The 13,245-nt window shown below is 64.7% G+C and carries 8 protein-coding genes; 3 read left to right on the top strand and 5 right to left on the bottom strand.

The features are described from left to right. Positions 1-160 precede the first annotated feature (160 nt). Both ABFD92_01330 and ABFD92_01325 read right to left on the bottom strand, forming a co-directional pair. Positions 161-3,460 (bottom strand): tetratricopeptide repeat protein, encoded by a 3,300-nt coding sequence (locus ABFD92_01330; GenBank protein MEN6503156.1) that lies wholly within the window; start codon positions 3,458-3,460, stop codon positions 161-163. Between the two features lies 1 nt (position 3,461). Then, positions 3,462-5,279, bottom strand: a complete 1,818-nt coding sequence (locus ABFD92_01325) for a glycoside hydrolase family 20 zincin-like fold domain-containing protein (protein ID MEN6503155.1) — start codon at positions 5,277-5,279, stop codon at positions 3,462-3,464. Positions 5,280-5,349: 70 nt separating this feature from the next. Between ABFD92_01325 and ABFD92_01320 the strand changes: the two genes are divergently transcribed. Beyond that, positions 5,350-5,832 carry a PAS domain-containing protein gene (locus ABFD92_01320; GenBank protein MEN6503154.1) on the top strand — a complete coding sequence of 161 codons (483 nt, stop codon included), beginning with the start codon at positions 5,350-5,352 and terminating at the stop codon, positions 5,830-5,832. Between the two features lie 68 nt (positions 5,833-5,900). Here the strand turns inward: ABFD92_01320 and ABFD92_01315 are convergent, their stop codons facing one another. Continuing rightward, positions 5,901-7,328 carry an acyltransferase gene (locus ABFD92_01315; protein MEN6503153.1) on the bottom strand — a complete coding sequence of 476 codons (1,428 nt, stop codon included), beginning with the start codon at positions 7,326-7,328 and terminating at the stop codon, positions 5,901-5,903. Positions 7,329-7,468: 140 nt separating this feature from the next. On the opposite strand from ABFD92_01315, the gene ABFD92_01310 reads away from it, so the two are divergent. Continuing rightward, positions 7,469-8,170 (top strand): hypothetical protein, encoded by a 702-nt coding sequence (locus ABFD92_01310; protein MEN6503152.1) that lies wholly within the window; start codon positions 7,469-7,471, stop codon positions 8,168-8,170. A gap of 40 nt (positions 8,171-8,210) precedes the next feature. Here ABFD92_01310 and ABFD92_01305 read toward each other — a convergent pair whose 3' ends face one another. Then, complete coding sequence (locus ABFD92_01305; GenBank protein MEN6503151.1) at positions 8,211-10,229, bottom strand: hypothetical protein; 2,019 nt, start codon at positions 10,227-10,229, stop codon at positions 8,211-8,213. 112 nt (positions 10,230-10,341) lie between these two features. On the opposite strand from ABFD92_01305, the gene ABFD92_01300 reads away from it, so the two are divergent. Beyond that, positions 10,342-10,977 (top strand): isochorismatase family protein, encoded by a 636-nt coding sequence (locus tag ABFD92_01300; protein MEN6503150.1) that lies wholly within the window; start codon positions 10,342-10,344, stop codon positions 10,975-10,977. 72 nt (positions 10,978-11,049) lie between these two features. Here ABFD92_01300 and ABFD92_01295 read toward each other — a convergent pair whose 3' ends face one another. Next, the gene (locus tag ABFD92_01295; GenBank protein MEN6503149.1) at positions 11,050-12,930 is read right to left on the bottom strand and encodes a beta-L-arabinofuranosidase domain-containing protein; all 1,881 of its coding nucleotides are present in this window, start codon (positions 12,928-12,930) and stop codon (positions 11,050-11,052) included. Between the last annotated feature and the right edge of the window lie 315 nt (positions 12,931-13,245).

The following is a 13,245-nucleotide window of genomic DNA, read 5'->3' as shown; positions in this document are numbered from 1 at the left end:
TCGCGAGGCCGCTATCACGAGGAAGTTCCTGATCCTCAAGTCGCTGCAGTTGGTGCTTCAGGCCAGCAGTACAACATTCACTTCGGCGCCGCCTCCCCACAGGACGCGATCCAACGCGGGATGAACATTCAGTAAACTCTCAATCAACGGGGCATGTAAGTCACTTCTTGTCCAATTTGATCTTATCTGCCTGTTGGCGATAAGCTTTTGCGTCCGCTTCACGGCCTGATTCCTGGCAGCACTTGGCCAGGCTTTCCAGGGTCCCCAGGACGATATCGGCATCTGCGTCCTTAACCTTGTCCAGCACCGCCAGCGCTTGCTTGTATTGCTCCAAAGCCGCCTCGTGCTTCTTTTGCGCCGACAGCACATCGCCTCGGCTATTCAGAACGACGGCCAGTTCTACACATTCAGGGTTCTTTTCCAATATGGCCAGTGCGCGCACAAAGAAAGCGTCGGCCTCGACGAGCTTAACCTGCAGAAAGTGAATGCGCCCGAGGTTCAGCAAACTGCCGGCAATCCCGCTTTGGTCATTGTTCTTGCGGCGTATGTCAAAAGCGCGCTGGTATATCGCTGCGGCCTGCTCGTGTTTGCTGATTGTCTCATATAGGAAACCGAGTTCATCCTGAAGATCGGCAAGCAGGAGATGATCAGGCCCTAGGGATCGTTCGATGATAGCCATCGCCGTCTTGTATTCCTTCTCGGCGGGATCATATTTCTTCTGCTCCCAGCAGACTCTGCCCAGCATGCGATGACACTCCACCAGATAGAAATGGTCGGCGCCCAATGCTTTGGCACGAACGGCCACCGCGCGCCGAAACGACGCCTCGGCCTGCGGAAGTTTGCCGGACTCAAAATATACATATCCCAGGCTGTACAAGCCCCGCCCTACTGCAACATCCTGATTCGAATCGCACTTCTCCAGGATGCCCAGGGCTTTCGTACATATGGATGCTGCTTCGTCAAGTCGCCCCAGAGAACCAACCGCTTCGGCCTGAAAGATCATCGCATGCCCCACGGAGGCGTCGTCAGGCCCGTTGGCTTTTTGAAGCACTGCAACGGCGCGCGATATGATTGGTTCGGCGGCTTGAGGATTCTTAGGTAGATATCCGCCCCCCAGCCGCAGGAGAGTAAAGCCCGTCATCCTGTGCTCAGGCCCGATCGTCCGCTCGAAGATTGTGATCTGCCGCTGGAACAGCGGTCCGGAGGAGGCAAAGTCATCACGATGCTGGTAGAACAGCGCCAGCTTCTGGATCAAAGAATGCAATTGGAAATGCGCGCGACCAAGCCGTTTTTCGGCAATCGCGAGTGATTCCTTGTACGTGGCTTCAGCTTTGTCGGGGCGTTGGCGAATCTCCTGAACCTCTCCCATGCGCTGCAGCGAGAAGGCGTATAGCAGGCTGTCGGTTCCAAACGATTTAGCCAGGACTTTCAGCGTGCGGCTGCAGAACGATTCGGCCTGGTCGTACTGTTTCATCGCCTGATACGTCTTGCCCAGGCTGGTTAGCGGGTAGGCACAATCGGGATGCTCTGCCCCCAGCGCCTGCTCAATGATCTTCAAGGACCGCTGGTGGACCTGCAGCGCGTGCTCATACTGCCCCTGAGCAAGATGCCATTTGCCGATGGATTCCAGTATCCAGAGCAACCGTGTGTGTTTCTTGCCGTAGATTTTCTCAGCGGTTGCCAGGCACTCCTGCAGAAGCGCCCCAGCCGGCGCGAATATGCCATCAGAGGTATATTGCTGTGCCAGCGAAAGCTTCAGCCGGCAGGTGGTCGGATGATTCGCACCCAATGATTTTTCGGACCGGTCCAGCAGTGCCTTCATCGCCTCCTTATAGCCAGCGAACCGGAAGACGCTGGGATAGAACTTCGCCAGCGCCGCCTCGGCAGCAATCGTGGAGGGGTGATCCACGCCCTGTTGCTTGCGCAGGATGGCAATGATCCTCTTGTACAGACCTTCGGCCGCCGGGATGTCGCCCTGGCGCTGCCGGATCTGGGCCAACGAGCCCATCGGCCAGGTGACGCTGATATGGTCTGGTCCAGCGGCCTTTTCGGCGATGGCGATGGCTTGCAGCAGGAGCGGCTCGGCCAGGTCGTCGCGCTGGGGAAACTCGTATTGAGCGCCCAGATTGTTCACGCACATACCGTATTGGGCTGATTGTTCTCCCAGGCAGTGGCGAGCGATCTTGCAGGACTGCTGGGCGTGCTTGATCGCTTCCTCATAGCGGCCCAGCGCGGCGCATAGGGAAGACAGGCCATCGTGCATGTACACCAGAAGCGGGTGCTGATCGCCCAGCCTCTCCTGCGCAATCTCCATCGCCAGGCGCAGGTGTTTGCCGGCCAGATCAAATTGCTCCGTTTGCTCGCAGAGCCTCCCGAGCCGGCCATGGACTCTTGCGGCGGTCAGGTGCCGCGCCCCCAGTGTTTTTTCACAGATGGCCAAAGCCTGTTTAAGCGACTTTTGTGCCGCCGCCCAATCCAACTGCTGTTCCTGCGCGTCCGACAAAACCTCTATCGCGACGATCAGGTCGGGATGTTCCTTGCCCAGGACCTTCTCCCGAAGGGCCACCCCGCGCCGTGCCATCTCAAGCGCGCCCGCTGTATCTGCAAGTTCTTTAAGGCAGTTGCTCAGCCCCGTGCAAATAGCAGCATTATCGGCATGATCGGGGCCGACGGCTTTGCGGGCGATCTCCAGCGCACGGCGGTACAGCGGCAAGGCCTGGTTGTAGTTATGCATGAATCCTTGACTGTCGGCCATCCCCATCAGCGAACGCGTGACATCAATGTTGCCGGCGCCCTGTGCCTTGAGCCGGATTTGATAGGCCCGCTCAAACATGACCAGGCCTTGTTTATATTGCCAGCGATCCAGTTTTCGACGGCCCAAGGATTCCAGGCACGCCGCCACATCGCGATGATCCTCCCCCAAAGCCTTGATTCGTAGTGCCAAGGCCTCTTCGACCAAAGCCTCACCGTTATCCTTTTCCCCAAGACTCCGTTGCACGTCGGCCATCGTGCATAAGGACTTGGCCAGCCCCAAACCGTCCGCCCCGCTCTTGCGCGTTATGTCCAAGGCCTCGAGAGCCAGCGGTTTGGCCTGAGCATATTGCCCCAGCCCCAAAAGAGCCTGAGCGACCAGGTCCATGGCCGCCGCTGTCTGGCGCGAGTGCTTGCCGAAGCTCTTGGTCCGAACCTCCAGTGCCGCCCGCGCAACCGTCAGCGCCTGGGCGTACTTGTACTGGCTGCAAAGCTCGCGGAACTGCTGCTCCAAACGACCGGCTTCGTCGGCGGCAGGCAAATTCGCTCCGGCGGCAAATATGACAACCACCAAAGCAATGACTCCGCCGACGCGTCTCGATTTGGTTTTCAGGCACATTGTTCTTAACTCCCGACCGCTTTGGCTACTGATGATACACGGACCTGAGTGGATAAAACTTGCCGCTTCATCGCCCGTTCCCTTTTTCACATTAGGGCACCTTCGCGCAGGACTGTTCCAGGTTTTTGAAGCCTTGGACGATCTGGAAGAAGCGGGAGGGTTTGTTGCGGCTTGGCCAGACTGCTTTCAGGTGGGCGATGGTTTCACGGGACTGGGTTATCAGGTCGGCCTTGTTGGGGACGGGTTTGGCGGCCTGGACGTGCTTGATGGCGATCAGCCAGCGGCAGGCGAAGGCGTCGAGGTGGGCGGCGACGGCGAAGTCGGCGTAGGTGTCGGCGAGGAACTTGGTGGCGGCCTTTTCGGGTGCCGGCCAGCTCAGGCGCTCGAGCTTTCTTGCGTGGGCTTCCAGGCGGGCGCAGACTTTCGGGTCGAAGGGCGTTTCTTCGCGCTTGAGGCCGGCCAGCGGCATCCAGAGGCCCCAGTACGCCTGCGGCCAGGGCAGGCCTACGCTCTCGTCCAGCGAGCCCAGGGTCTCCAGCGCGTCGGCGAGCTTCCAGCCCTCGCGGCCGAAGGTGTGGCGGCAGAAGCGCTGCACGAATCCGCGATCGTCCACGCCGCGCAGGTTCCACGAACACGCCCCGCCGTAAGCCATGTTCGCCAGGCTCACGCCCAGCGGGTTGCGGTGGTTGCCGTCGCCCCAGTCGGTGTTGAGCACGCCCTCGGCGCGGCGCTTGAGCCCCTCGGCCGTAAACTCGCGGATGTTCCGCTGCCCGTGCCGCAGGCGGCAACCGTGCGAGGCCCAGGAATTAGTGCCGGGGCAGACCATGCACGCCAGGCCGCGGTCGGTGATCTCGCGCGTCCGCGGCACGCGGGAGCCGTGGGGATCGTAGTCCCAATTCAGCATCACCACATCCTGCGGCCAGCCCTCAAGCGACTCGGGGTGCTCGAGCACGATGTCAGCCCACATGTTCATCCGCTTGCCGTGCTTGCTGCAGAGGCGGTGGACCTTGAGCAGAAACTCCTTGTACAGACCGCCGATGCCGATGCGGTCGGCCCGGCGCTTGCTGCGGCCTTTGCCCAGCTCCCAGGTCTCGTCGCCGCAGATGTTGAAGTCGACGGCCTCGAACAGCGGGACGTATTCGGCGTAGAGTTCGGCCAGCAGGGCGATGGAGCCCGGGTCGGTCGGGCAGAGGGTCGAGCATTTCTTGTCGGGGTCGACGAACTCGCCCAGCGGTTTGTACCGCGGCTGGGCCAGCACGCGCTCGAGGTGCCCGAAGCTCGCCAGCGACCCCACCAGCCGCACGTGATGCGCCTTGGCGTGCTCCTGCAGGGCGAGGATCTCGTCGGCCGACAGGGCGCTGTAGCCCTCGTCGATGCCCGGGTGGCTGCGGAAGGCAAAGACGTTCTCGACGTACAACTGCAGTTCGTTGATCTTCCATCGCCCCAGGTGAGCGACGAGGTCCTTGAGCGTCGAGAGTTTGGGCACCTTGCCGCGCGAGCAGTCGTGGTACACGCCGCGCCGGGCGAAGGCCGGGGCGTCGTCGATCGCGCAGCACGGGAGGCTGCGCCCGCCGGCGGCGGCCATCTCCCGCAGCGTCTGCACGCCGTAGTACGCCCCGGCGTCGGCCGACGAGCGAATCTCGATTCCTTCAGGGCTCACCGTCAGGCGGTACGCCTCGTCGCCCTGCACGCTGCGATCGCGCACGATGCGCACAGCCGCGGGCAAGCCCGCCGACGCCTCGACGCGCGCCGCGATCGCCGCGGCGGCCAGATCGGCGGCCAGTTGCCCCAGCGGCATCTGGTCGATAATCCGCGGCGAGGCCAGCACCGCCTGTGGCGGCCAGACGAACCGTCCGCCGCGGGGGGAGAACTTCCGTACCGGGATCAGCAGGTCTTTGTCGATGCTCATAGTGGTTTGCGAGTATAATCATTTTCGCAAGAACGGGAATAGCCGGGGACTTTTTGCCGAAGAGGACAGTATGGACTCCGAACGAATGGACGACATGTTTCGCGAATTGATCGAGGAGGTCCGCCGCGGCTGGATCCGCTTCGACGCGCAGGTCTATCGCGACATCCTCGACTGCATCCCATCGGTGGTCATCCTGGTGGACATCTCGGGCACGGTGGTGGACATGAACGCGGCCGCCGCCCGGTTCGTCGACCTCGACAGGGAGACTGCAGAGAAACGGCTCTGCGGCGACTTCCTGCACTGCCGGCACTGCGCGGAGGAAGTCTGCGGCAAAACCGCGGCGTGTCCGTGCGACGTGCGGGTGGCGGTCGAGATGGCCTGCCGCGGCAAGTCCACCCGCCGCAAGAAGACGATGGTCAAGCGCCTGATCAACGGCGCCGCCGAAACCCGCTGCCTCTGGGTCACGGCCATGCCCTTCCAGTTCACCGACTGCCAGATGGCGCTGCTGACGCTGGAAGACATCACCGAGCTGGTCCCGCCAGAGGCGAGCTGATTCGAGGGCGGGCAGAAAACCCATATTTCACCGCTGAGATCGCGGAGACCGCAGAGGGTGAATCCGGTTCAGGGCTCTTCCACTGTGACCTGTACGCCGTCGTCGGCCGGATGCGCCAGCGCCTCTGCGGCGCGTTGAGACCGCCAGCGCCGCAGGGGCGCCAGCCAGCGTTGAGACAGGCGGGCGGGCCAGTCCTTATACATGAAGGGCTTCTCGAACAGCAGGAACAACCCGCCGGCCGCCGCGACGACGAAACCCGCCATCAGCGCCGACTGCACGAGGCTTCGCCACGTCAGAGCGGCTTCGATGCGACCGGTCAGCCCCGCGGTCGGCCACAGCGCCGGTTCGATCAGGAACCCGTGATAGAGGTAGATCGTGTAGCACATCCCGCCGATGGTGGCGATCAGCGGGTTGCGGAAGAACACATTCAGCAGCCGCCCGCGAAAAGCCCCCACGTACGCCAGCAACATCGCCGCCGGAAGCAGCATCCCGTCCAGCACGGCCGCCACGTCGCCCAGGGCGGTGGCGGCGGCGTGCTGACCGGCCAGCGTCCAGAACGGTTGTCGGGCGGCCTGCAGCCATTGCGGCAGCGTCTGCTGGGCCGCCACCAGCACCGGGATAACCGCCCAGGCGGCGGCGCCGGCGGCGTCCCAGGCGAAACATTTTCGCGGCTGACCCTTCCACACCGTCAGATAAATGTCGGCCAGGAGGAACCCGACGAGGAAGAAGCGGATCTGGCCCAGCAGGGTCATGTGGACGTCCATCGTGCTGAGGAAGCCCACCAGGTTGTGCCACCACGCCCCCAGGGCGGCGGTGTCCAGCGCGCCCAGCCAGGTCCAGTGCATGTAGTAGCGGTGCTCCATGAAGCACGACAGGGCGATAGCCCCAACCAGCACGCCCCGCCGCAGCCAGGCTCTCCGCAGGGCGAACACGCCCGCCAGCAGCGGCGCCAGAATGTAAAACTGCACCTCGATCTCCAGCGTCCAGGTCACCCAGTTGATGTAGCTCATCTCCTGGTAGACCAGGTTGTGCGAGTACGCCAGGCTGGCCGCGAAGTGCTGAAAGTATTCGCCCACGCTCAGCGACGCGAACTGCGGCTCGCGAACCACCGGACACAACAGCATCAGCGCCAGCAGCAGCACCAGGTTGATGATGTAGGGCGGTTCCAGGCGCGTCACACGACGGAGGAAGTACTTGCTGATGGGGATTCTCGCGCGGTTGTTGAGGTGGTGCTCGGCGAAGGGCGTGCAGAGAATGAATCCGCTGATGACGAAGAACAACTGCACGCCGAACCACCCGCATGAATACAGCCAGTTCGCCGTCCCGACGACTCCCTGGCCCAGGGCGTGGACCTCGTCGGGAAAGAACTTCGTGCGGGCGTGGAAGTTCAGCACTGAGACGATCGCGATGAACCGCAGGGCGTCGATCTCGGTGATGAACTTGCCCGACGACGTCACGCGCGAAAAGGCGCCCAGAGCGCGCGTCGCAAAGCTCATCACGGATTGAAGGGCATTTGCCAAATGGTCACCCGATCGAACAGGCGCATAATCTATGACAATCCCCGTCAAATGCAAGAACCTGCCCCAAGAACCGCTCGGGCGCGGCGATACGATTCCTTGCCCCGCCAGGAGAGATCATGCATCGCGGAAGCATCAATGAGACCGGACGTCCACGGCGCGATTACGGCCGCTGGGCGATCCTGCTTGCCGCGGCGCAGTTTGTGGGCGTGTCCATCGTCGCCATGGCGATGTATCCCGGCGGTCATCCGTGGGATCCGCAGGCCGCGGGGTATTCCTTCTGGCGCAACACGATCAGCGACCTGACCAAGTCGGCGGCCAACAACGGCCAACCCAATCCTGCGTACGTGGCATTCCTGGCGTCGCTGGCGGTGCTGGCGGCGGGGATGGCCGTGGCATGGTTTCGCCTGCCGCGGTGGTTCCCGCGCTGGCGGCGCCTCGGCAGCACCTGCCGCGTCCTGGGGGCGGTTTCGGTGGCGGGGATGATCTGGCTGGCCGCGGCGCCAGCCGACACCGCGCCGCATCAGCACGTGCTGGCCATTGCCGCCTCGGCCGGGCCCGGACTGGCCTCGGTGGCGCTGGCGTGCGGGGCGATGTTCCTGGACCGCGCCTGCCCGCGCTGGTGGGCGGTCTTCACGCTGGGGATGCTCGTCGTGTCGACCGTCTCGTTCACCCACTACGTACACCACTTCTGGCTCGATGGCCAGTGGCCCCCCGCCGCGCCGGCCGTCGAAAAACTCGCGGCGCTCTACGTCCTGACCTGGCTGACGCTCAGTGCAGTGATCCAGCCGCGGCGCGGGGCGGCCTTCGAAGCTGTTTGAGAGAACGCCGCCCGCGGCAGGTAACGGGAAGAGCCCGCGCTCAATCGAGCGCGTCGTCCGGCAGCATCTGCCTGCGGTGCTTCTCGAAGGCCGTAGCGATGCGGCTGGGTCTTGTGAAGTCCCACAGTGATGTCTTCAGCAGCCGCAGGGCATACGTCGCAGTGATCCAGCCGTCGGTCCAGCCGGTCTCGATGCTCCAGACGCCCCAGCCGATGTCGCCGTCGGAGCCCCAGTAGTCCCACTTGTCGTAATCGAACCCGCGATACCAGGCCCCGTCCAGCTCGCCGCGCATCTCGCTGCGGATCTGGATGCGGACGAGGAAATCCGCCAGCCGGTCCTCCGCCCGCTTGAGCTCCGGGTCGCCCGTGGCGGCCGCGGCCTCGTGCAGACCGATGAAGGCGAAGTTGGTGGCGTACAGCAGGTCGGTGCAGGGGTCGCCGTTGTGCTGGACCAGGGCGCACTCGCCGGTGCCGTATTGATCGTTGGCGGTCGTGGCGTGGATGATCCGCTGCGGGATCGCGCCGCAGGGCTGCTGGGCGACCAGGACGTACTCCTTGATCGTATCGAGCCAGCGCCGGTGCTCGGGCGTGTCGGCCACCCGGACCAGCCACGCCAGCGGCAGGAGCATGCGGCATCGTTCGGGCTCGTGGCGGTTGGCCTCATGGTGCCAGCCGTCGGGGAGAAGTTCCATCAGGTGACGGATGCCGGCCTCGGTGCGGTCCAGCAGCGGGCCAAAGTGCGTCTTGTCGTAGAGCCACAGGTTGACGGCCCAGAGGTAGGCCTGGTAGTGCGGGCAGTTTCGCATGCCGCCCCAACTCGCCTGGGCGTCTTGCCAGAATTGCCGCCAGCCGTGTTCCTGGAGCTCCGGTTCTTCGATCCGCGCCTTGCGAAACCCGGCCGGGCCGGTGGTGCGGAAGTTGGCGAGCATGTCCAGCACGGCGCGGTCGTCCCAGCGGTCGCTCTTCAACGCCGCCGCGGCGGCCATCCCGCCCAGGAGGTGGCGCGCGGCGTCGTCGCCGTAGTACACGCCGGGACTGCTGTCGTCCCATCCGATCAGGCCATAGCTGGGGCTCTCGCGGTCCAGCCGCGGACCGCGGCTCGCCTGCGACTCGAAGAACAGCAGATCGTTGAGATTGCGGGCGACCTGGCGGTACTCCGCCTCGCCCAGCGCCGCCGCGCCCAGCGCCAGGCTCATGGCCACTTCGCCCGTGCAGTCGGACCGGATCGCGGTGCTGACGCCGTGGCTGCCGTCCATGAAGAAGTCCTTCGAGTTGTAGCCCTCGTGGAAGCCCCTCTTGCCCGAGGGCTCCAGGAAGAGCTTCGAGCGGCCGTACCACGAGACCCCGCGCCGCAAGGCCGCCAACTCGGCATCGACCGGGAGCGGCTCGTCGCGACCGTAGGTCGGCCGCACCGTCGGCGTCCATCGCAGTTGCGGCGGCTCCAGAGGCGGTTGCAGCCAGCGCAGGATCATCTGCCAGAGCGGCCCCCAGGCGTTCGTCGGCGCATAGCGGCCGGTGACGAAGTGGCTGAGCATGGTCGTCGCCACGAGGATATCGCCGCGGGGATGCTCGAAAAGAATCGGCCAGACGTCGTCGCCCGGCAGGCCAAACAAGGCCGCGTTATAGCCTGCAACGCGCGCGGTGACGATGTGCGGATTGCCGGCCTCCACCGGCAGGAATCGGCAGCCTTTGACCATGACGATGCTCATCCTGGGCAGGGGCGGGAATGCCTCGGACACGATGACCTCGCGGTCGAGGTTGCTCCCGTAAGGCCCCTTCTTGTGCTCCCGCGGCTGGCCGAGGCTCATGCCCGGCAGCATCGAGGGGAACTCGACATAGAGCCGGAGCTTCTTCCGGGCCGCCCGGTCGAATAGCGCCGGGTCGACCCCGGTTGTTCGCTCGGGGTACCCATCGGCCAGGACGAGCACGCCCGTTCCATCCGCCGCACGCTCGACCGCCTCGGCCGGCGTGTCGCAGCGCTGCACGTCCATGCCGTTGTCCTGCAGCACCCGGTGCAGGTCGTTGTCCCCGCGGCAGCTTGCAGTCAGTTCTCGTGTCATGGCTTCTTCCAGACAACTGTACGCGATATCCCCGCAATGGCATAGAATTCGTCGCACGCGCCGGGCGGTGCGGGAATGACCAGCCGGTAACCACAGGCGAAAGGAGCGTCCCATGGGCAAGCCGCAGAACACGGTGATGATGGACCCCTCTGACGTGGCAATGCTGCTGATCGACCACCAGAGCGGGCTGTTCAATCTGGTCAAGGACATGTCCGTGTCGCAGCTTCGCAACAATGTCATCGCCCTGGCCAAGGTGGCGACCAAGCTGGACATCCCGGTCATCACCACGGCCTCCGTGCCGGAAGGGCCCAACGGTCCGGTGATTCCCGAAATCCAGCAATTCGCCCCTCACGCCCAGTACGTCCCGCGGCATGGACAGATCAACGCCTGGGACGTGCCCGAGTTCGTCCAGGCCGTCCAGAGCACCGGCCGAAAGACGCTGGTGATGACCGGAACGCTGACCAGCGTGTGCCTGGTCTTTCCGGCGATCTGCGCCGCGGGCGCGGGGTACAAGGTGTACGCCGTCGTGGACGCCTCGGGCAACTGGAGCGGCATGGCCACCGATTTGAGCATCGCCCGCCTGAGCCAGGCCGGGGTGGTGCCCATCGACACCTTCGCCGTCGTCGGCGAACTCCAGCAAACCTGGAACCGCCCCGACGCGATGGACTACGCGGAAATCTTCGGCGAGCACATCATCCCCAACTACCGGCTCCTGATGGAGAGCCACGCCCAGGAGATCCATGTATGAACAAGCCCTCTCCGGGAAAGGCTGACACCGCCCGCTCGGTCGTGGCTATCGGCCTGAGGCCTCCCGCCATGGCTACTGCCGGGCGCTTTCCCAGGTCTGCGGAATCGTGCCCGAGCGGCTGTGCTTCCATGAACCGCACAGGCCGCACGATTCGCTGGCGAAGGGCGGCCGGAGATATACGCCATACTGCCCATCGAGCACGTCGGCCAGCGGTTTGAACGTGACGGGCCCGTGGACGGTGTCGAGCTGGAAGGTCAGCGGCTGGTCGTCGGCCGGCGCGTGTACCAGGCGCTGGGGCAGCGAGTCCAGATCGCCGCTGTAGAACAGGTCGCTGCCGGTGCAGGCCGCCAGCACCACCGGGCCATACAGCACGGCGGCCACTTCCGGTGCGTCGGGCAGCCCCTGCGTGTGCAGGCGCATCGGCAGGCGAAGCTCGACCGTGTCGCCCTCGCTCCAGGCGCGCTTGAGCGTGCAATACTCCCCGACGGGCCCGGCGGTGGTCAGTTGGCCGTTGAGCGCGACGCTGGGATTGCCGGCCCACGTCGGCATTCGCAGCCGCAGGGTCATCTCGACCGGTTTGGTCGCGTGGAACGTCAGGCGCGTCGTCTCGCCGCGGGGGAAGTCGGTGGCCTGCTCGACGGCCAGCCCGCGGTCCGCCCAGTCCAGGCGCGAGGCGATGTACTCGTTGACGATCAGCCCCTGGGCGTCGTGGAAGTACGCCCCGTCGCCCAGGCGGCCGAACGCCTCGGTGTTCGTGCCGTAGCAGCACGTGAAGCTGTTCATCGGCTCGCCCCATTCCTTGACCGAGTGCGCGGCGAGGTTCAGGTAATACAGGAACATCCCCGTCTGCGGGTGCTGGCGCGTCAGCACCGAGTTCCAGTACGCCCGCTCGTGATAGTGCGCGCACGCCGCATCGCCGCTCCAGCGGTACAGCGCTGCCGTGACCTTCAGCAGATTGTGCGTGACGCAGCTTTCGTTGGTCTTGCCGGTCAGGCCCGGCAGCAGTCGGCCGGCGAAGTCCCAGTGCTCAGCGACGGATTTTCCGCCGCCGGGTCGCGGGCCGCTCGAGCCGCCCTCGACGTAGCATCGCGTCTGCGTCACGATGCGCCAGAAGTTCTCCACCGCGCGGCGGGGCATCTCCTCGCCGGTCAGCTCGTAGCGCCGAACCGCCGCGGCGATCATCGGCACGTGCGTGTTGACGTGCAGGCCGGCCAGGATATCCTGCCCGCGCGCCAGCGGCTCGAGGAACCACGGGCGGTCGAACACGTCCCGCGCGAGCTTGAGATACCGCTCCTGGCCCGTCAGGGCGTAGAGGTCGTAGAGCGACTCGCCGATGCCGCCGAACTCCTTGAGCGGGTGGCCCTGCGTGGTCACCATCATCGCGTCGATCTGCTCGGGCGTGAACGGCGCGAGACGCTTGATGACGTGGTCCGCCAGGGCGCAGGCGGCCTCGAGCGCGCCGCCCGTGCCGCAGGCGGTGTGCTGGTCGATGAGGCCGGCGAGGATCTTGTGCACCACGTAGTACGGCGCCCAGGCGAACTTGCCGCTCTCCTGCAGCTCGAGGTAGTCGGTGCCGAAAGCCCCGACGTATCCGTTGCCGTGGGCCCGCTGGCACTTGATGATCTCGCCCACCAGGTACGCCCCGCGGTCCTTGAGCTGATCGTCGTCCATGCTCTGGTGCATCCACGCGCACGCCGAGAGGTAGTGCCCGACGTAGTGCCCGCGCACGCCGATGACGGGGGCCTCCCACCCGCCCAGCGGCTCTGCCGTCGAGGGCAGACCCGCCGTGACGCGAAAGTTGTGCAGCAGCCGTTCGGGATCGATCGACCGCATGTACGCCTGATGCACCCGCTGACGCGCCAGCAGCGGCCCTTCCGCCAGCCGCACCGCCGTCAGCGGAAACGGCGTCACCGCAAAGTGTACCTTAACGTCAACGGCCTGATTTGAATTCATAGCGGGCTCCTGTGCGAGGGTGAGCCCATCGTAAGCCCTCGCGCCGCCCTGTCAAGCGCGCAGCGCGGGCTGCGCCCGCAACCCATTTCGGACTTCGGATTGCGGGTTTGCGGATTCCCTTTGTACCACCATCTGCGTTACCCCTGGTCATGTGTGGAAGGTACGGCCGGTTTTCATTCAAAAACCCCTCTGCGATCTCCGCGATCTCCGCGGTGAAAATACCCGGGCTGAAATCGGAATAACCGGCGTTTGGGTGCTTTAGAGGTGCTTTTTGGGTGCCTTTTTGAGCCGTTGCGGGTGAAGCCGCAAACTCGG

The organism is Planctomycetaceae bacterium, from assembly GCA_039680605.1.
Lineage (GTDB): Bacteria > Planctomycetota > Phycisphaerae > SM23-33 > SM23-33 > JAJFUU01.
Note: the sequence above shows the minus strand (reverse complement) of the source record. Positions and strands in the feature narration are given on the sequence as shown.